Source organism: Marinobacterium rhizophilum, assembly GCF_024397915.1.
Taxonomy (GTDB): Bacteria; Pseudomonadota; Gammaproteobacteria; order Pseudomonadales; family Balneatricaceae; genus Marinobacterium_A; species Marinobacterium_A rhizophilum_A.
Window position 1 is genome coordinate 3,643,661 of the sequence record NZ_CP073347.1, and the last position, 18,263, is coordinate 3,661,923.

18 protein-coding genes are annotated in these 18,263 nt (G+C 61.5%); 11 read left to right on the forward strand and 7 right to left on the reverse strand.

Annotation, left to right across the window (positions count from 1 at the left end):
• Positions 1-33 precede the first annotated feature (33 nt).
• Positions 34-2,133, forward strand: coding sequence for a TonB-dependent receptor family protein (locus KDW95_RS16340; RefSeq protein ID WP_255852883.1), 2,100 nt, complete (start codon positions 34-36; stop codon positions 2,131-2,133).
• 87 nt (positions 2,134-2,220) lie between these two features.
• On the opposite strand, the gene KDW95_RS16345 is transcribed toward KDW95_RS16340, so the two are convergent.
• Entirely contained in the window at positions 2,221-2,709 is a 489-nt protein-coding gene (locus KDW95_RS16345) for an Lrp/AsnC family transcriptional regulator (protein WP_255852884.1), read from the reverse strand.
• 168 nt (positions 2,710-2,877) lie between these two features.
• Here KDW95_RS16345 and hppD point away from each other — a divergent pair, with 168 nt between their 5' ends.
• From hppD to KDW95_RS16365, 4 genes are all read left to right on the forward strand, one after another.
• The gene (gene hppD, locus KDW95_RS16350; protein WP_255852885.1) at positions 2,878-3,972 is read left to right on the forward strand and encodes a 4-hydroxyphenylpyruvate dioxygenase; all 1,095 of its coding nucleotides are present in this window, start codon (positions 2,878-2,880) and stop codon (positions 3,970-3,972) included.
• An 88-nt stretch (positions 3,973-4,060) separates the two neighbouring features.
• Entirely contained in the window at positions 4,061-5,452 is a 1,392-nt protein-coding gene (locus KDW95_RS16355) for a sodium-dependent transporter (RefSeq protein WP_255852886.1), read from the forward strand.
• 58 nt (positions 5,453-5,510) lie between these two features.
• Positions 5,511-6,737, forward strand: a complete 1,227-nt coding sequence (locus KDW95_RS16360) for a Glu/Leu/Phe/Val dehydrogenase dimerization domain-containing protein (RefSeq protein ID WP_255852887.1) — start codon at positions 5,511-5,513, stop codon at positions 6,735-6,737.
• A gap of 258 nt (positions 6,738-6,995) precedes the next feature.
• A complete protein-coding gene (locus tag KDW95_RS16365) occupies positions 6,996-8,486 on the forward strand; it encodes an FMN-binding glutamate synthase family protein (protein ID WP_255852888.1) in 1,491 nt (496 codons plus the stop codon).
• A gap of 145 nt (positions 8,487-8,631) precedes the next feature.
• Here the strand turns inward: KDW95_RS16365 and KDW95_RS16370 are convergent, their stop codons facing one another.
• Together KDW95_RS16370 and KDW95_RS16375 are read right to left on the reverse strand one after the other, a co-directional pair.
• A complete protein-coding gene (locus KDW95_RS16370) occupies positions 8,632-8,838 on the reverse strand; it encodes a PA3496 family putative envelope integrity protein (RefSeq protein ID WP_255852889.1) in 207 nt (68 codons plus the stop codon).
• A gap of 210 nt (positions 8,839-9,048) precedes the next feature.
• A complete protein-coding gene (locus tag KDW95_RS16375; protein WP_255852890.1) occupies positions 9,049-9,930 on the reverse strand; it encodes a MurR/RpiR family transcriptional regulator in 882 nt (293 codons plus the stop codon).
• Positions 9,931-10,135: 205 nt separating this feature from the next.
• Here KDW95_RS16375 and KDW95_RS16380 point away from each other — a divergent pair, with 205 nt between their 5' ends.
• The gene (locus KDW95_RS16380; protein WP_255852891.1) at positions 10,136-11,212 is read left to right on the forward strand and encodes a TRAP transporter substrate-binding protein; all 1,077 of its coding nucleotides are present in this window, start codon (positions 10,136-10,138) and stop codon (positions 11,210-11,212) included.
• Between the two features lie 70 nt (positions 11,213-11,282).
• Here KDW95_RS16380 and KDW95_RS16385 read toward each other — a convergent pair whose 3' ends face one another.
• Positions 11,283-12,662, reverse strand: coding sequence for a TRAP transporter large permease (locus KDW95_RS16385; protein WP_255852892.1), 1,380 nt, complete (start codon positions 12,660-12,662; stop codon positions 11,283-11,285).
• Positions 12,659-13,210, reverse strand: a complete 552-nt coding sequence (locus tag KDW95_RS16390; protein WP_255852893.1) for a TRAP transporter small permease subunit — start codon at positions 13,208-13,210, stop codon at positions 12,659-12,661. The genes KDW95_RS16385 and KDW95_RS16390 overlap by 4 nt, the downstream gene beginning before the upstream one ends.
• A 141-nt stretch (positions 13,211-13,351) precedes the next feature.
• Between KDW95_RS16390 and KDW95_RS16395 the strand changes: the two genes are divergently transcribed.
• From KDW95_RS16395 to KDW95_RS16405, 3 genes are read left to right on the forward strand one after another with little or no spacing between them, the layout of a single operon-like run.
• Entirely contained in the window at positions 13,352-13,957 is a 606-nt protein-coding gene (locus KDW95_RS16395) for a YjaG family protein (protein WP_255852894.1), read from the forward strand.
• A complete protein-coding gene (locus tag KDW95_RS16400) occupies positions 13,957-14,217 on the forward strand; it encodes a hypothetical protein (protein WP_255852895.1) in 261 nt (86 codons plus the stop codon). The genes KDW95_RS16395 and KDW95_RS16400 overlap by 1 nt, the downstream gene beginning before the upstream one ends.
• Before the next feature lie 34 nt (positions 14,218-14,251).
• Positions 14,252-14,710 (forward strand): hypothetical protein, encoded by a 459-nt coding sequence (locus KDW95_RS16405; RefSeq protein WP_255852896.1) that lies wholly within the window; start codon positions 14,252-14,254, stop codon positions 14,708-14,710.
• A 9-nt stretch (positions 14,711-14,719) separates the two neighbouring features.
• On the opposite strand, the gene KDW95_RS16410 is transcribed toward KDW95_RS16405, so the two are convergent.
• The gene (locus tag KDW95_RS16410; RefSeq protein WP_255852897.1) at positions 14,720-15,658 is read right to left on the reverse strand and encodes an NADP-dependent oxidoreductase; all 939 of its coding nucleotides are present in this window, start codon (positions 15,656-15,658) and stop codon (positions 14,720-14,722) included.
• A 187-nt stretch (positions 15,659-15,845) separates the two neighbouring features.
• On the opposite strand from KDW95_RS16410, the gene KDW95_RS16415 reads away from it, so the two are divergent.
• Positions 15,846-16,073 (forward strand): hypothetical protein, encoded by a 228-nt coding sequence (locus tag KDW95_RS16415; protein ID WP_255852898.1) that lies wholly within the window; start codon positions 15,846-15,848, stop codon positions 16,071-16,073.
• A 67-nt stretch (positions 16,074-16,140) separates the two neighbouring features.
• Complete coding sequence (gene cysZ, locus KDW95_RS16420; RefSeq protein WP_255852899.1) at positions 16,141-16,914, forward strand: sulfate transporter CysZ; 774 nt, start codon at positions 16,141-16,143, stop codon at positions 16,912-16,914.
• Here cysZ and phoR read toward each other — a convergent pair.
• On the reverse strand, positions 16,911-18,263 hold the full coding sequence (phoR, locus tag KDW95_RS16425; RefSeq protein WP_255852900.1) for a phosphate regulon sensor histidine kinase PhoR: 1,353 nt from the start codon (positions 18,261-18,263) through the stop codon (positions 16,911-16,913). The genes cysZ and phoR overlap by 4 nt on opposite strands.

Below are 18,263 nucleotides of genomic sequence, written 5' to 3' on the forward strand. Positions count from 1 at the left end.
TTAGATTTAAGAACAACGCAATTGGAGAACCCTATGTCCCGGTCGTTTTGCGCACCACAGCTTGTGCGTCCCAGGCTTCTGAGAAAGCCGCTGGTAGTGGCGGTCAGTCTGGTCAGCCTTGCTACCAGCCAGGTCGGCTGGGCTAACGAGGCGGTTGAGCTGGACGCGCTCTCGGTGCAGGGCGACTGGATTGGTGCCCCGGGCGAGGAAGAGATCAAGGTGTATCCCGGCTCCCGCACGCTGCTGGATCAGGAAGCGCTGCAGCAAAGCGGTGCCCTGAATCTCGAGGATGCGCTGCGCTCGGCCCCCGGCATCCAGATTCTGGACGAGACCGGCACCGGCATTCTGCCCAATATCGGCCTGCGCGGCCTGAACCCGCTGCGCAGCGAACGCCTGCAGATGCTGGTGGATGGCTATCCCATTGCCATCGGCCCCTACAGTAACGTCGGCGTCTCGCTGTTCCCGGTTACCCTGCCCAGCGTCGATGCCATCGATGTGGTGCGTGGCGGTGCGGCGGTGCACTACGGTCCCAACAACGTCGGCGGCGTAATGAACTTCCGCACCCGGCCGATTCCGGTCGACACCGAACAGACACTGCAGCAGCGCCTGGTGATTGCCGAAGACACCGGCAATGTCTTCAGCGATACCTACTACCGCATTGGCGGCTTTGCAACCGAGGACCTGGCGCTACAGTTCCAGGCCAACATCCAGCGCGGCGACGGCTTTCGCGATCATTCCGATACCGAGGTCAGTAACTTTATCCTCGATGCCGAGTACTTCGTGGATGATGTCAATGAACTGGCCGCACAGCTGCAGTACTACGATGTGGATGCCGAATTGCCCGGTGCCCTGAGCCCGAGCGCCTATGCAGATGACCGCACCCAGTCGCAGCGCCCCCATGACGGCTATGCCGCTGACATGCTGCGCGGGACCCTGACCTGGACGGCGCGCCCCAGCGACGATGTCGAGTTCCAGTGGCGCAACTTCGCCCACCGCGCCGATCGCACCTTCTTCTTCGGCCAGGACCTGGTCAGCGGCGGCAGCTGGGCCGATCCCGAAGCCGATGCCAGCCATGTGGCCGATTCGCCGCGTATCTTCAATGTCTGGGGTACCGAGCCGCGGCTGACCGTGCAGCAGGGCGATCACACCCTGACCCTGGGTGCCCGCTATGTTTCCGAGCAGGTGGATTTCGACGTTAACCGCGAAGAACTGGCCAGCGGCACCTATGCCTCGGTGCGCAAGTGGGATCTGGAAACCAACGCCGTGGCGGTCTATGTCAGCGATACGCTGAGCCTGCTGGACGGCCGGCTGGAAGTCACACCGGGCCTGCGCTACGAGAATGTGCGCATGGACTTTGTCGATGAACTCGCCGCCACCGCGTCGACCAATAACGCCGATGAAGTCCTGCCGGGCCTGACCCTGGGGCTGCAGGCCACCGATACGGTATTCCTGTTTGCCAACACGCAGCGCTCCCTGGTGCCGGTACAGATCGCCCAGGCCACCAAGGCCGAGGACGTGGCCAACGAAACCGCCTGGAACTACGAGCTAGGTGCCCGCTGGCAGGCGCTGCCGGCCCTGGCGACCTCGGCCACGCTGTTCCGTATCGATTACGACGATCAGATCCAGTACAACAAGGCGGAAGATCGCTACGAGAACCTGGGCGAGACCCGCCACCAGGGTATCGAGCTGGAAGCGGACTGGCAGACCACCGAGCGCCTGAGCCTGGGGCTGGGCTACACCTACCTGGATACCGAGCAGCTCAACGGCGCCAATGCCGGCAACGAGCTGCCGAACGCGTCCAGGCATCATCTCAGCCTGCGTGCCGGCTACCAGTACCAGCAGTGGCAGGCCAGCCTGAGTGCTCAGTACGCCAGCGACAGCTTCAGCGATGCCGCCAATACCGTGGCGGAAACGGCCAACGGCGATGCCGGCAAGCTGCCGTCCTATACCCTGGTGAATGCACGTATCGGCCGCGATTTCGCGGTGGGCAGTGGCAACAGGTTGAACCTGGCCGTGGCCGCGACCAACCTGCTGGATGAGGACTACTACTTCCGTGGTGCCGATGTCAGCCCGGTCGGGCGCGTACCGGGCCCCGGGCGTGCACTGATCCTGGAAGGGCGGCTGGATTTCTGATCCTGCGTACTGGCTGGCGCCTCTGGCCAGCCACTGTTACCCAAAGGCCGGCATTGATTGCCGGCCTTTTTGCGTCCCGGCGCCCGTTCAGATTGACCAGCGCACCGGCAGCTCTGTGGTGGACTTGAGTGTTTGCAGCAGCAGGTTGGACTTGACGTTGGAGACCATCGGCAGGTTCAGCAGGCGGTGCAGGGTGACATCGGCGAAGGCTTTGAGGTCCGGCGCAACGATCTTCAGCATGTAGTCTGCATCACCCGCCACCCCCCAGCACTCGAGCACTTCGGGGTACTCGATAATGGCTGTGCGAAATGCCTCGGCGATTTTCTCGCTGTGCTTGTCCAGTGAGACGCTGACCAGCGCCATGACGCCCAGGCCGATTTTTTCCGGGTCCAGCTGGGCGATATAGTTGCGCACCACGCCGGTTTCTTCCAGCTTCTGACGCCGGCGCTGGCACTGGGAGGCGGACAGGTGCACGAGCTCCGATAATTCCACATTGCTGAGCCGGCCATTGCGCTGCAGCGCCTCGAGAATTTTGATGTCCTGACGGTCCAGTGTGATGGAATGCGTGTTTCTCACGTTTTTATCCTTTTTTATGCGGGAATCCTGTAAACGTTAAGTCGTGGAAGCGTTATATGCAAAATAAACGCGCGGCCTTTGCCTTAAGCTATTTCTCCATCAGCTGGCGCGACCCGGATCGCGCCGGATCACTTGCCAGCAGCAACGGTATGGATGGAGACAATAACAATGGCCCAGACACAAACAGCCGCACTCAACGCCCTGTGGGACAACCCGCTTGGAACCGACGGTTTCGAGTTCGTCGAATACTGCTCCGATAGCCCCGAAACCCTGGCCCGCCTGTTCGAAAGCCTGGGTTTTGTCGCCATCGCACGGCACCGCAGCAAGAACGTGACCCTGTTCCGCCAGGGTGACATCAATTTCATTCTCAACGCCGAGCCCGACAGCCGCGCCCAGAGCTTTGCCCGTGAGCATGGCCCGAGCGCCAATGCCATGGCGTTCCGGGTGGCCGATGCGCCTGCCGCGCTCAAGGCGCTGGTGGCCGGTGGCGCCAAAGCCGTGGAATCCGGGGCCGGCCCGATGGAGCTACATATCCCGGCCATTGAAGGCATCGGTGGTTCGTTGATCTACCTGGTGGATCGCTACGGCGAAAAGAGCATCTATGACGTGGATTTCCGCCCCATTGCCGGCGTCGATCAGCACCCGGCGGGTGTTGGCCTTACCTATATCGATCACCTGACCCACAACGTGGCGCGGGGCAACATGGACCTGTGGGCCGGCTTCTACGAGCAGCATTTCAACTTTCGCGAAGTGCGCTACTTCGATATCGAAGGCAAGCTGACCGGGCTCAAGTCCCGCGCCCTGACCAGCCCCTGCGGCAAGATCCGCATTCCGATCAACGAGTCCACCGACGACAAGAGCCAGATCGAGGAATTCCTCAATGACTACAACGGCGAGGGCATCCAGCATATTGCACTGGGTACCGGCGATATCTTCCAGACCGTTGAAACCCTGCGCGCTGGCGGTGTCAGCTTCCTGACCACGCCGGACAGCTACTATGCGCGTATCGATCAGCGCCTGCCGGGCCATGGCGAAGACGTGGCGCGGCTGCACCGGGATCATATCCTGATCGACGGTGCGCCCACCCAGGGCCAGGGCCTGCTGCTGCAGATTTTCACCGATACCGTGATAGGGCCGATCTTTTTCGAGATTATTCAGCGCAAGGGCAACGAGGGCTTTGGCGAGGGCAATTTCCAGGCCCTGTTCGAATCCATCGAGGAAGACCAGATTCGTCGCGGTGTGCTGCCGGTCGACAACGGCTGAGCGCTGCCGTCGGCTTGACCTGACCGGCCCCGGCGGGGCCGGCCTGGACGTATAACAATTCTAAAAACAGGTTTTCAAGGAGCACAGCGTGCCTTCAACCACAATCGCATCCTCGGCCAGCGGCGCCGCCACGCCGTCCCCGGCTTTCTGGTCGTCCCGACTGGCCTTTATCCTGGCGGCGGCGGGCTCCGCCGTGGGGCTGGGCAATATCTGGAAGTTTCCCTACATCACCGGTGAAAACGGCGGCGGGGCCTTTGTGCTGGTCTACCTGGCCTGCATCGCCGTGATCGGTATCCCGGTCATGATTGCCGAAGTCATGCTGGGCCGGCGCGGACGCCAGAGCCCGATCAACAGCATGCGCGAAATCGCCCGCCAGGAGGGGGTCTCGCGGCACTGGAAGGCCCTTGGCTGGCTGGCCACCCTGGCGGCCTTCCTGATCCTGTCGTTTTACAGCGTGATCGCAGGCTGGACCATTCCCTATATCTTCCATGCGCTGCAGGGCAACCTGGTGGGCGTGGATGGCGCGGCCGCCGGCGAGATGTTCGGCCAGCTGCTGGCGTCGCCGGTCGAGCTGACGCTCTGGCACAGCCTGTTCATGCTGCTGGCGGTGCTCGTTTCCGTGGGCGGTGTGCGTCAGGGCCTGGAAAGGGCCGTGACCTGGCTGATGCCGGCGCTGCTGCTGTTGCTGGTCATGCTGGTGGGTTTTGGCATGAGCACCGACCATTTCGGTACCGCCCTGCGTTTCCTGTTTGAACCGGACTTCTCCAGCCTCACGGCGGCGGCGGTGCTGGTGGCGCTCGGTCATGCGTTCTTTACCCTTAGCCTGGCCAGCGGTTCGATGATGGCTTACGGCGCCTACCTGCCCAAGGGTGTCTCCATCGTGCGGACCTCCCTGCTGGTGGCGGTGATGGATACCGCAGTGGCGCTGATGGCGGGCCTGGCGATCTTCCCCATCGTCTTTGCCAACGACCTGGAACCCGGTGCCGGTCCCGGTCTGATCTTCAATACCCTGCCGGTGGCCTTTGGTCAGATGCCGGGGGGCAGCTTCTTCGCCACCCTGTTCTTCGTGCTGCTGCTGTTTGCCGCCTGGACCTCGGCGCTGTCGATGCTGGAGTCGGTGGTCAAGTGGCTCGAAGAGCAGGGCCTGGCTCGGCGCAAGGCCGCCATCACCGGTGGGCTCGCGGCCTGGACCGTCGGGCTGACCACGGTGCTGTCGCTGAACGTCTGGTCCGGCTTTACGCCGCTGGACAGCTTCGAGCGCTTCGAAGGCAAGACGCTGTTTGATCTGTACGACTTCCTCACCGCCAACGTGATGATGCCGCTGGTGGCGCTGCTGACCGCTGTTTTTGTCGGCTGGGTCATGCAACGGTGCTCCAGCGAAGACGAACTCGGCGCGGGCCGCACGCACCGGCTCTGGCTGTTCGTGCTGCGTTACCTGACGCCGGTCGGGCTGGTGGTGCTGTTCCTCTACAACCTCTGATTTCCCATTTGATGCTAAGGCCAGGCGCAGCCGGTGCCGGCCAGACAGGTACACAACGATGAAAAAGTTACTGCAGGCGTTTGAAAACAAGGCTCCGGAAATCGTTTTCGAGTGGCACGATGCCCAAACCGAGGCCAGGGGCTGGGTGGTGATCAACTCCCTGCGCGGCGGTGCCGCCGGGGGCGGTACCCGCATGCGCAAGGGACTGGATCGCCACGAGGTGGAATCCCTGGCCAAGACCATGGAAGTAAAGTTCTCGGTATCGGGGCCGGCCATCGGCGGCGCCAAGTCCGGTATCGATTTCGACCCGGCCGATCCGCGCAAGCTGGATGTGCTCAAGCGCTGGTACAAGGCGGTGGCACCGCTGCTCAAGCATTATTACGGCACCGGCGGTGACCTTAACGTCGATGAAGTGCACGAAGTCATCCCCATCACCGAAAGTTACGGCCTCTGGCATCCGCAGGAAGGTGTGGTCAACGGCCACTACCAGCCCAGCACCAGCGAGCAGATCCAGAAGGTCGGCCAGCTGCGCCTGGGCGTGGCCAAGATTATCGAAGACAGCCGTTACACGCCGGACCACGGTCGCAAGTACACCGTCGCCGACATGATCACCGGCTGGGGCGTGGCCGAGGCGGTGCACCACTACTACAACATCTACGGTGGGGATGTGCAGGGCAAGCGCGTCATTGTGCAGGGCTGGGGCAATGTCGGCTCCGCGGCTGCCTATTACCTGGCACAGCAGGGCGCAAAGATCGTCGGCATCATCGACCGTGCCGGTGGCCTGCTGGCGCCCGGGGGGCTGTCGTTCGAACAGGTACGCGAGCTGTTTCACAACAAGCAGGGCAACCAGCTGGCGGCCGAAGGCCTGCTGTCGTTCGAGGAGGTTCAGGCGCGGATCTGGGATATGGAGGCGGAAATCTTCCTGCCCTGCGCGGCATCCCGCCTGGTCACCCGCGAGCAGCTGGACCGGCTGATCGACCGGGGGCTGGAGGTGGTGTCCTGTGGCGCCAACGTCCCCTTCAATGACCCCGAGATCTTCTACGGCCCGGTGTACGAGTACGTGGACTCCCGGGTCAGTGTGCTGCCGGACTTTATCGCCAACTGTGGCATGGCCCGGGTGTTCGCCTTCCTGATGAACAGCGATGTCGAGATCAGCGATGAAGCCATCTTCAGCGATGTGACCACCACGGTGCGCAACGCCCTGGCGCTGACCCACGGCCAGTCCCGCGAACGTACCGGCATCGCCAGCACGGCGTTCGAGATCGCCCTCAAGCAGCTGGTCTGACCCCGGCTGCCGGTTAGGCACAGCCCAGGCCCGTTGCCTGCAAAGGCAGCGGGCTTGTTGCGTTTGGTGCGGTTTTAGCGCGCGGATGTGAGCAAAATGCCCCATTCATCAGTTTTAACGCTCTAAATGCCACAATGTCGCTGAACATGTTATGGCTTGTTGGGCGGGTCAGCGCTGTCGTTATGCCGACACGCAGAATCATTGAGCTTTGGCGCCGCAAAGGTAGGATAGGGGGCCTAATCTGGCGGGGGACAGTACATGAACGATGCGGTGACGAGTTTTGCGATCAATTTCATCGCGGTGATCGGTATCCTGGTACTGGTTGTGCTGGCGGGTCTTGCGGTAGCGGCGCTGGCCTATTACCAGATCGACAAGCACCAAACCCGGCACAGTCTGCGCCGCAATTACCCCCTGGTGGGCCGCTTTCGCTACCTGTTCGAGCACCTGGGTGAATTTTTCCGCCAGTACTTCTTCGCCATGGACCGGGAGGAAATGCCCTTTAACCGTGCGCAGCGCTCCTGGGTGTACCGGGCGGCGAAGAATCTCGACAACACCGTGGCCTTCGGCTCGACCCGCGACCTGCGGACTCCCGGCACCTACTACTTTCTGAATTGCCCCTTTCCCAAGCTGTCCGAGGAGAGCACCCGCTCGGTATCGATGCGCATCGGCCCTTACTGCAGGGAGCCCTACGATGCGCCGTCCTGGTTCAACGTCTCGGGCATGAGCTACGGCGCCCTGTCCAGGCCTGCGGTGCAGGCGCTGTCCCGCGGTGCCCAGCTGGCCGGCTGCTGGATGAATACCGGCGAAGGCGGCATTGCGCCCTATCACCTGGAAGGCGGCTGCGACCTGGTGTGCCAGATCGGTACCGCCAAGTACGGTGTGCGCGATGCCGAGGGCCTGCTGTCTGACGACAAGCTGCGCGAGAAAGCCGAGATTCGCCAGGTGCGGATGTTTGAAATCAAGCTTTCCCAGGGGGCCAAGCCTGGCAAGGGTGGCATGCTGCCGGCGGAAAAGGTCAGCGCGGAAGTGGCCAGCATTCGCGGTATCCCCGAGGGCCATGCCTCCATCAGCCCCAATCGTCATCCGGAAATCGACTCCATCGACGACCTGCTGGAGATGATCGGCCATGTACGTAGCGTCACCGGCAAGCCCTGTGGCATCAAGCTGGTACTGGGGTCGGCGCACTGGCTGGAGGACTTCTGCCTGAGCATCCATGCCCGGGGCATCGAGTCGGCACCGGACTTCATTACCCTGGACAGCTCCGACGGCGGCACGGGCGCCGCGCCCATGCCGCTGATGGACAGCGTTGGTCTGCCGTTGCGCGAAAGCCTGCCGGTGCTGGTGAACAAGCTGCTGGAGCATGGCCTGCGCGAACGCATCCGGCTGGTGGCGTCCGGCAAGCTGATCAATCCCACGGACGTGGCTGCGGCACTGTGCATGGGGGCGGACTTCGTGGTCAGCGCCCGGGGGTTCATGTTCTCACTCGGCTGCATTCAGGCCATGCAGTGCAACCGCAATACCTGCCCCACTGGCGTGACAACCCACGACCCGGACCTGCAGCGCGGCCTGGTACCCGCCGACAAGGCCGAGCGGGTGCGCCATTACCATGACAACCTGGTGCACGAGGTTGAACTGATCGCCCACAGCTGTGGTGTTTCCGAGCCTCGGCTGCTGCGGCGCGAACATGCGGCGATGGTGGTGGAAGGTGGCCGCTCAGTGCCGCTGAATGTGATCTATCCAGAACCGTAAGACGCAAGTGATGCGGGACAAGGCAAAGTCTAAAGGGGTTTCACCTTGCACCTTGCACCTTCCACCTTGGACCTTGATTAAAGGCTCAAAACGAACGAGCCCTGCGGTTGCAGGGCTCGGGGTCTTGATGGAAAGAGGGGCGGGCTCAAGCTTCGTCAAGCCAGGCGTCGGTGTCGACGTGGCGTGTCAGGTTGCGTTCCTCCATATGCCGCTCGATGGCTCGTCTGGCCTCCAGTGCCCGGCGTGATGCGCGTTTCTTCAGTGCCTGCTTTTCTTCGTCGTTGTATCCGATCAGAATGTCGAACACTTCGGTTTGAATGGCGTTTAGATCCTGCTCTTTGCGTATCAGCATAATGACAGCTCCTCGTCGCTCGAGTCTCTGTATCTGCCGGTGACGCGCCTGATGTCGGCCACTGACCCAGAGACTGCCTCAAACACGACCCCCAGGGTGCGCTACCGCATTCCATCACGGGAATCGTTACGGGTTATTCTGTTTTATCTCAACTTTGACTGTTTTTCAAACAGTGCAGGCAGGGTAATGGGCCGCTGTTACAGGCTTATGTCAGTCTTCAGGGCTGGATGAGGCGGGGCGTTTGTCGTTTACGCGCAGGCTGCGAAGGCTGCGCTTGATGGTTTTGAGATGCTCGTGCAGAGCCGGCCCCAGCTTCATTGCCACGCCGACTGCCAGCACATCGATCACCACCAGGTGCATGACGCGGGATGACATCAGGGCGCTCAGATCCTTGTCTTCTTCAAGGTCGGTATGGATGGCAATGGTGGCCAGGTCCGCCAGCGGCGTGTTACCCGGGCACAGGGTGATGACGGTGGCACCGGTGTCGCGTACCAGCCGCACGCTGTGCAGCAGGTCCTTGGTTCGGCCAGTCTGGGACACGGCAATCACCACATCACCTGCGCGCAGGGTAACGGCCGAGATGGTCTGCATGTGGGGGTCGGAATAGGCCGCCGCCAGGATTTTCAGGCGATGCAGCTTGTGCTGCGCATCCATGCACACCGGTGCCGAGGCGCCAAACCCGTAGATCTCCACCCTGGGCGCGTTCACCAGGGCATCGATGGCGTTTTCGAGGGTTTCGGAGTCCAGGTCTTCGCGGATATTGATCAGGTTGCCGATCATCGAGTCGAAAATTTTCTGCTTGAACTCGTGCACCGTATCGGTCGAGTTCAGCGCGAACTGCTCAAAGCTGGGGTTGCTGGCCAGGCCCTGGGCCAGCGTCAGCTTGAAGTCCTGGAAACCGTCGTAGTTGAGTGCCCGGCAAAATCGCACCACCGTCGGCTCGCTGACACTGGCCTGGGCGGCGAGATCGACGATGCGCATGTGGATGACATCGCTGGGCTTCGCCAGCACGAAATCCGCAACCTTCTGCTCGGACTTGCGCAGCTTGGGGTGTGCATCTGCGATCTTTTTCAGAAGATTGAGGGGGTGCAAGGCTTTTCTCTTTTCGAACAAGTACTTGGCAAGGCGGCAATTATAGCAATGAATATGACGGGGAGCCTATCTAACTGCGCTGGCAGGTCGCATCAATCGCGCCCGTGGGGCTGATTAAAAGCGCGTTGCAGCTTCTGCAGGTGCGTGCTACCTTTTTGAATTGCAAATAAAAAATCCGAATAATGCAAACAGCGGGGAAGGCTCTGTGAAACGTCGTCAATTCCTACAAGGAGCGGGTGCGGCTACTCTGGCAGCGGGCACTCTGGTATCAGGGGTCGCGCAGGCGGCACCGGAACACAAGTGGAAAATGGTCACGACCTGGCCGAAAAACTTTCCGGGGCTGGGAACCGGTGCAAACTATCTGGCGGAGCTGATCGGCCAGCTCTCCAATGGGCGAATCGAGGTCAAGGTATACGGTGCCGGCGAACTGGTTGGCGCTCTGGAAGTATTCGACGCCGTTTCCCGCGGTACGGCGCAGCTGGGTCATGGCGCTTCCTACTACTGGAAAGGCAAAAGCAGCGCGGCACAGTTTTTCGCGGCGGTGCCCTTCGGCCTGACTGCACAGGAAATGAACTCCTGGCTGTACCACGGCGGCGGCATGGAACTGTGGGAAGAAGTGTACGCTCCCTTCGGCCTGGTGCCGGGCGCGGCCGGTAACACGGGTGTGCAGATGGGCGGCTGGTTCAACAAGGAAATCAACAGCGTCAGCGACCTTGAAGGCCTGAAAATGCGTATTCCGGGCCTGGGTGGCGAAGTGCTCAAGCGCGCCGGCGGTACGCCGGTACTGTTGCCGGGTGGCGAAATCTTCCCGTCACTGCAGTCCGGTGCCATCGACGCGACCGAGTGGGTCGGCCCCTATAACGACCAGGCCTTTGGTCTGCACAAGGCCGCCAAGTTCTACTACTACCCGGGCTGGCATGAGCCGGGCACCACGCTTGAGTGCATGATCAACAAGGAAGCGCTGGAAGCGCTGCCAGAAGAACTTCAGCTGATCGTGCGCACGGCCATCCGTATCGCCAACCAGGACATGCTGGCGGACTTCACTGCCAAGAACAACCAGGCGCTGGAGCAGCTGGTCAACGAGCAGAACGTGGATCTGCGCCGCTTCCCGGACGACGTGCTGAAGAAGCTGCGTGACCTGTCCGACGAAGTGATTGCAGAAGAAGCCGCACAGGACGAGATCACCAAGAAGGTGTTCGATTCCTTTGTGAAATTCCGTGACCAGGCGAAGAAATGGCACGCCGTTTCCGAGCAGGCATACCTGAACGCCCGCTCGCTCTGATACAGGGCGAAGATAAAAAAGGGGCCGGCATTCGCCGGCCCCTTTTTTTGTGGCTGCCTGCTGCTGCGGTCTAGCCGTACACCGCTTCCGGCAGCCAGGTGGCGAGCGCCGGCCAGTAGGCCAGCAGGCTGAGTATCACCAGCTGGATCAGAATAAATGGTATTACGCCGCGGTAGATCTGCATGGTCGAGACCGACTCCGGCGCCACGCCTCGCAGGTAAAAGAGCGCGAAGCCAAAGGGCGGCGTCAGGAAGGACGTCTGCAGGTTGATGGCGATCATGATGCCCAGCCATACCGGGTCCAGCCCCATGGTCAGCAGAATGGGTGCGACGATGGGCACGACCACAAAGGTAATCTCGATAAAGTCGAGAAAGAAGCCGAGCAGGAAAATCACCAGCATGACGATGGCCATGGCGCCGAACACGCCGCCGGGCAGGTCCGTGAGGAAGTCCCGTACCAGGTCATCACCGCCGTAGCCCCGGAACACCAGTGAGAAGATGGACGCGCCGACCAGGATGATGAACACCATTGAGCTGACCTCGGTGGTGGACTTCATCACCTGCTTGAGCACGGGCAGGTTGAAATTGCCGCGCATCATGCTGAGCGCAATGGCCCCGACCGCACCGACCGAGGCGGCTTCGGTGGGTGTGGCAAAGCCCCCCAGAATGGAGCCCAGCACCAGGCCGATCAGCAGAATGGGAGGAACCAGTGCCTTCAGCACGCGGGCGGCGAGATCATCCACCGCATCGCGTTCGGACTGGGGAATGGCCGGCACGCTCCTGGGGTCGGTCACGGCCTTGAACAGCAGGTAGAGGATATAGGCGACTACCAGGATCAGGCCGGGAATCAGGGCGCCCAGGAACAGGTCACCCACCGTAACGGTTTCGGGGGAAAACAGGCCCTGGTCGATCTGGGCCTGCTGGTAGGCGGAAGAAATAACGTCCCCCAGCAGTACCAGCACGATGGAGGGCGGGATGATCTGCCCGAGGGTACCGGAGGCGCAGATGATGCCGGTGGCAACCTTGGGGTCATAGCCACGGCGCAGCATGGTGGGCAGCGACAGCAGTCCCATGGTAACCACGGTCGCGCCGACGATACCGGTACTGGCGGCCAGCAGCATGCCCACCAGGGTGACGGAAATGCCAAGCCCCGCCCGCATGGGGCCGAACATCAATGCCATGGCATCCAGCAGCTCCTCGGCAATGCGGGATTTCTCCAGCATGACCCCCATGAACACGAACAGCGGTACGGCAATCAGGACCTCGTTGTTCATGATGCCGAACAGGCGGTTGGGAATGGCCTCGAGGAATACGACATCGAAGTGGCCGGTCCAGGCACCGATGGCCGCAAACAGCAGGCCGGTACCGGCGAGGGAGAAGGCCACAGAATACCCGAGCAGCAGCACGATAATGGCGCCGGCAAACAGGAACAGGGGAAGAAGTTCGCTCATAGACCGTGTTCCTCGTCAGATGGCAGCAGGTGTCCGTGTCCACAGAGTACCAGCAGGCAGCGGCCAAGGTCGGCGATGCCCTGCATGATCATCATGACGGGCATCAGGATCAGGGTGGATTTGAGCAGGTAGCGATAGGGGATGCCGCCGGCTTCCTGGGAGCCTTCCATCTGGCCCCAGGAGGTGGCGACATAATCCCAGGAGATCACCAGGATGAAGATGGACACCGGCAGCAGCAGCGCCAGGGTGCCGAACAGGTTGATCCAGGCCTTGCCGCGTTCGCCCAGCGGCCGGTAAAAAATATCCACCCGTACATGACCATCGTGCTTGAGGGTGTAGGCGGCGCCCAGCAGGAAGACGAAGCTGTGCATGTAGATGACCGATTCCTGCACGGCGATATTGCCGACATTGAACAGGTAGCGCATGACCACCACCACAAAGGTGGTTAGTACCATGAACAGTGTCAGCCAGGAGATAATGCGGCCGCTCCATTCGCTGAAACAATCCAGCCACTGGACCAGTCGATTGATCGACGAGAATGAGGACATTTTTGTTATAACCGCGAGTCAATTCGAGGAGTTACTAATATAACCGCAACAGGCGGGGTCGTCATGACTTCGCGTACTGCAAATTGCTGTAAAACCCTTACAATAGGGCCTACGAAACTGTTCCGACCTGCGGAGAGATCAATGAGTGATCAATTGGATATAGAAGCACGCCTGTCAGAACTGGAGCAGGTCCGGTTGACGGCTTTCTGCGCGACCCTGTCCGAGCGCATGTTTCCGAACTTCGCGCTGTTTTCGCGGCTGGTGGAGTTTGGCGATGCCCAGCAGCTGCGCCAGATCCTCAATGGTGTCTGGGATCAGCTGTCCAACAGCGGCGCCAAGATGAACTTCGAGGTACAGCTCGACAAGGTCGAAGGCAACATGCCGGACCTGGATGCCTTCGACATGTACGGCGCATCGCCGGCGCTGGACTCGGTGCTGGCACTGTTCTCCACCCTGAGCGTTATCCTGGACAACGATGCCAGCGAAGCCGTGGCGGTGGCGAACCTGTCCCGCGAGTGCGTGGCATCCTATATCGAGGTCACCGAGGGCAACGACCAGATGTCCGATGAAGAGCTGGTGCGCTTTATCAATACCCACGACATGATGTTGCAGGAAGAAGCCTTTGTGGATACCGCGCTGGAGCTGCTGGAAGCCGATGGTCCCTTCAACCCCGCGCTGGTGAAGCAGTTGCGCGAACTGGGTCGCAATGAAGGTTTCAGCAATATCGGCATCAGTGACCAGGACTGATGCTCAGACTCGGCCTTTTACTGCTGCTGGTGCCTGCACTTGGCATGATGACAGGCTACATGATGGAGCAGTCACTGATTGATGCCTGCCTCGATGCCGGCGGGTCCTTCGACTATGCCGCCGAGGCCTGTGATCCGGTGGGCAACCATGCCTTTGTCCCCTTTAGCGTGCGCAACCCGCTGTTGGTGAATGGCGGCATGCTGCTGTCCACCCTGGGTTTGTTTTTGTGCCTTGGCGGCCTCTATGTCCGGCGCCGCTGAAGCCCTTTCTACCTTCTGAAATACCGGATTGACGATGAAATCACGCAGCAAAGTCCTTTGCGGGCTTGGCCTCATTACGCTGGTGCTGGGTCTCTGGATCTGGCTGCGCGGGCCTCTGTGGCTGGAGCAGTTCAATGATCGCCAGAGCGGTGCGCGGGTCAGTTTTCAGGCCGAGGGCAGGCTGTTTGGCCAGCAGCACGACCAGCAGGCCTGCCTGACCCGGACGCTGGAAAACTTCAACGGTTGCACCGGGTTCGACTGCACCCTGCAGCACGATTACTACCTCAAGGCCTGCCTGGCCGAAGCGGCACCCACCCCGGGTTTCTGCGACGGGGTACCGGCCTACCGGCTCAAACCCACCGAGGACGACAAGGCCTGGGCCAAGTACGCCTGCTGGGATGGCAATATCCGGGGCGACGGCTGTCGCCTGTTGATGCGCCAGCAGCAATATGAGTGCAGTGGCGGCGTGGCCGCTGATGCGCTGGCGCAGTAACGGCGGCTTTCAGATCGTCAGCACCAGCTTGCCGCGCACGTGCCCACCGGCGCTCTGCTGGTGGGCGCTGCGTGCTTCAGCCAGCGGCACTTCGGCCGCCAGGGTCAGCTTCAGGCTGCCCTGGGCATAGCGCTTGGCCAGTTCCGCCAGCTGGGCACCATTGGGTTCCACCCGGATGCCGCAGGCCTGAACACCGGCCGCTTCGGCGGCGCGTACCACGGCATCGGTGGTGACCGATGGCAGTGTGACCAGGCGCCCGCCCGGTTTCAGGCACGCCAGCGCATGGATGCCAACATCCCCGCCCATGCCATCAAGCACCAGATCCATATCCTGCGCCACGGTGCTGAGGTCCTCTGTCTGGTAATCGATCACCGCATCGCAGCCCAGGGACTTGAGATAGGCGTGATTCGCCGCCGAAGCGGAGCCCGTCACCTGGGCGCCGGCCGCTTTGGCCAGCTGTACCGCAAGGTGCCCCACACCGCCGGCAGCGGCCAGTACCAGCACGCGCTGTCCGGCACCGAGCTGGCCCTTGTCGAACAGTGCCTGCCAGGCGGTCAGCCCGGCAAGGCCAAGCCCCGCCCCTTCACTGAACGGCATTTGCTGCGGCTTGAGGGCGATCTGGCTGGCCGGCGCCGCCAGGTGCTCGGCATAGCAGCCGGCCGCCTGTGGAAAGCGGATAAAGCCAAAAACCTCGTCACCGGGCTTGAAGTCTTCCACCGCCGCACCAACCAGCTCCACCACGCCGGCAAACTCCCAGCCCGGTACGAAAGGCAGCTTGCCGATAAAGGAGGCCGCACCGCCGCCACTGCAGGTTTTCCAGTCGATCGGATTAACGCCGGCGGCCTTGTTGCGCACCAGCACTTCGTCGTCGCGAAGGGTGGGGGTTGGCACTTCCTCATAGCTGAGGGCATCGGGGCCGCCAAAGGCGTGAATGCGGATCGCTTTCATGCAAGTCTCCTGCTGGACAGGGCCGGGTTGCGGCGAAAGTGCTAGCCGGCAACTGCAGCTCTTGAGGTTTGAATTTGTTAGGCTTGGTCTCTCTGGAGGCTGCTGGTCAGCCTGTCGGACTTGGCCGCAGTAAGCCCGACAGGCTGACAGGCCTGCAACCCCGTAACCGCTATCAGGTAGCAAGAGTATGGTGTATTTGGGAATTTTGGAACAACTGCTGTTCTGGGGAGGCGTCATCCTGTTTCTGGTGTCGCTGGGGCTTTACGGTCTGCGCACCCGGGATTACCGCTCGCTGCTGATGTTCTGGCAGCCAAGCATTGCCTTTAATGCCAGCGAAAACCGCATCAACCGCATTGCGCTGCTGATGATGATCGTGGCGGTGGTGCTGAAGGCCTACCTGTTTTATATCAGCTGATTCAACCTGAGCGGGTGCGGGAGCCGGCTCCCGCCATGTCTAAAAGTGTGAAAATCCAGGGTCTGTCATGAAAGGAAATCCCGTTAGGGGCGCAGGTTATCTGCTGCGCGGCCTGCAAATGTTGCCTCACCCCTCCATCCGCAACTTCGTACTGATTCCGCTGCTGGTGAATGTGCTGCTGTTCAGCGGTGCCATCTGGCTGCTGATGAGTCAGTTTGACGGCTGGGTCGACTACCTGCTTACCCAGCTGCTGCCGGACTGGGAATGGTTGTCGTTCCTGCGTTATCTGCTGTGGCCGCTGCTCGCGCTGGTGGTACTGGTAGTGGTCTATTACAGCTTTACCCTGGTGGCCAACCTGATTGCGGCACCCTTTAACGGCCTGCTGGCCGAGAAGGTCGAGAACAACCTGCGCGGTGTACGCACCGCTGATGAGGGCTGGCGGGGCGTGCTGGCGCTGGTGCCGCGCACCCTGGCACGGGAGCTGGCCAAGATCGCCTACTACCTGCCACGGGTGCTGTTGCTGCTGGTACTGACCTTTGTGCCGGTGCTGGGTCTGATATCGCCGCTGCTGTGGTTCCTGTTCGGTGCCTGGATGATGTCGATCCAGTATTGTGACTATCCGATGGACAACAACAAGGTGAGCTTTGGCGAGATGAAGCTGTTGCTCAAGGAAAAGCGCCTGACGTCGGTTGGCTTTGGCGGCCTGATTCAGCTGGGCATGATGCTGCCGGTGCTGAACCTGATACTGATGCCCGCGGCCGTGGTGGGAGCGACCCTGTACTGGGTCGAGGAGCACGCGCCCTTGGTGGACGGTGCTGCACCCGAGCTGCGCCTGCGTTAATCGAGCCGCGCTTGATGGCATTGTGCGTCGGCGGCTTCGGCCGGGCGAGTGCCGCTGGTGCCGATCAGCATTTCTGGCGGGAAGTGGCAGCTGAAAGTGCTGCCCTGGCCGGGCTGACTATCGATGCTGAGACGGGCGCCGTGTCGCACCAGCACGTGCTTGACGATGGCCAGGCCAAGGCCTGTGCCACCGCTGGATGATGAGCGGCTCTCATCGACGCGGTAAAAACGTTCGGTCAGGCGCGGAATATGGATGGAGTCGATGCCGATGCCGTCGTCCGTGACCGAGAAGTGGCCGCCATGGGTGTCGGTCCACCAGCGCAGCGTTATTTTCCCCTGTGCCGGCGTGTAGCGCACGGCATTGAACACCAGGTTGGAAAAGGCGCTGTGCAGTTCCAGTTCCTGGCCCGCCAGATCAAGATCGCTGTCCAGCTGCAGGTTGATAACCTGGTTCTTTTCCTGGGTCTGGGTCAGTGCCCTGGCGTCCTGGTGGATCTGCTCCAGCATGGGGCGCAGCTGGATCTGGTGTTCATCGGCTATATGGTTGCTGGACTCCAGCCGGGACAGTAACAGAAGGTCATTGACCAGGCTTTCCATGCGCCGGGCCTGAGCCTGCATTTGCCCCATGGCCCGGGCCAGCGGGCGCGGCAGGTCCTGGTCCAGGAAGGTTTCAACGTAGCCGCGAATGACCGTCAGGGGGGTGCGCAGCTCGTGGGACGCATTGGCGACAAAGTCCTGTCGGGTCTGTTCCAGGCGTACCAGGCGGGTGATATCACGGGCGACCAGCAGGCGGTCACCTTCGCCGAAGACGGTGATCTGGTACTGCAGGTGCAGGTCGCTGTTGACCGGGCTTGGCAGCTCCAGCGGTTCGCTATACTGGCCCTTGCGGAAGTAGCGGATAAAGCGCGGATCACGTAGCAGGTTCATCACCGGTTTGCCACGGTCCGAGACTGCCCTGAGCCCCAGCAGCTTGTCCGCCGAGCGGTTCCACCATTCCAGGTTGTTATTGCGATCGACAATAACGATGGCGTCCTGCAGGGCGGCGGAGGATTGCTGAAAACGGCGGATGATGGCCTGCAGACTCTGTTCGCGGCTGCGGTCTGTTTTTTGCGTGCGTGCGAGTTCATCCAGCAGCTCGCCCCAGTGACCGTCGGCCTCGGGGGGGGCGCTGTCATCATTGGCCTGCAACCAGGCTTGCAGTTTATGAAACTGGCGAATCTGGTAATACCCCCAGCCCAGCAGGCCCAGCACGGCGCCCCAGGCGGGAAGTCCGAACAGCAGGCCGGCGGCGGCTCCGGCCAGCGCACTCAGGCAGAGGCTGACGAACATTGCGTGCTGGGTATTCTGCAT

Excerpts from the sequence above, each read along its gene's own strand:
- KDW95_RS16340 (WP_255852883.1), top strand. The coding sequence starts at position 34 with ATGTCCCGGTCGTTTTGCGCACCACAGCTTGTGCGTCCCAGGCTTCTG.
- hppD (WP_255852885.1), top strand. The coding sequence starts at position 2,878 with ATGGCCCAGACACAAACAGCCGCACTCAACGCCCTGTGGGACAACCCG.
- KDW95_RS16360 (WP_255852887.1), top strand. The coding sequence starts at position 5,511 with ATGAAAAAGTTACTGCAGGCGTTTGAAAACAAGGCTCCGGAAATCGTT.
- KDW95_RS16365 (WP_255852888.1), top strand. The coding sequence starts at position 6,996 with ATGAACGATGCGGTGACGAGTTTTGCGATCAATTTCATCGCGGTGATC.
- KDW95_RS16370 (WP_255852889.1), bottom strand. The coding sequence starts at position 8,838 with ATGCTGATACGCAAAGAGCAGGATCTAAACGCCATTCAAACCGAAGTG.
- KDW95_RS16385 (WP_255852892.1), bottom strand. The coding sequence starts at position 12,662 with ATGAGCGAACTTCTTCCCCTGTTCCTGTTTGCCGGCGCCATTATCGTG.
- KDW95_RS16390 (WP_255852893.1), bottom strand. The coding sequence starts at position 13,210 with ATGTCCTCATTCTCGTCGATCAATCGACTGGTCCAGTGGCTGGATTGT.
- KDW95_RS16395 (WP_255852894.1), top strand. The coding sequence starts at position 13,352 with ATGAGTGATCAATTGGATATAGAAGCACGCCTGTCAGAACTGGAGCAG.
- KDW95_RS16400 (WP_255852895.1), top strand. The coding sequence starts at position 13,957 with ATGCTCAGACTCGGCCTTTTACTGCTGCTGGTGCCTGCACTTGGCATG.
- KDW95_RS16405 (WP_255852896.1), top strand. The coding sequence starts at position 14,252 with ATGAAATCACGCAGCAAAGTCCTTTGCGGGCTTGGCCTCATTACGCTG.
- KDW95_RS16410 (WP_255852897.1), bottom strand. The coding sequence starts at position 15,658 with ATGAAAGCGATCCGCATTCACGCCTTTGGCGGCCCCGATGCCCTCAGC.
- KDW95_RS16415 (WP_255852898.1), top strand. The coding sequence starts at position 15,846 with ATGGTGTATTTGGGAATTTTGGAACAACTGCTGTTCTGGGGAGGCGTC.
- cysZ (WP_255852899.1), top strand. The coding sequence starts at position 16,141 with ATGAAAGGAAATCCCGTTAGGGGCGCAGGTTATCTGCTGCGCGGCCTG.
- phoR (WP_255852900.1), bottom strand. The coding sequence starts at position 18,263 with ATGCAGAATACCCAGCACGCAATGTTCGTCAGCCTCTGCCTGAGTGCG.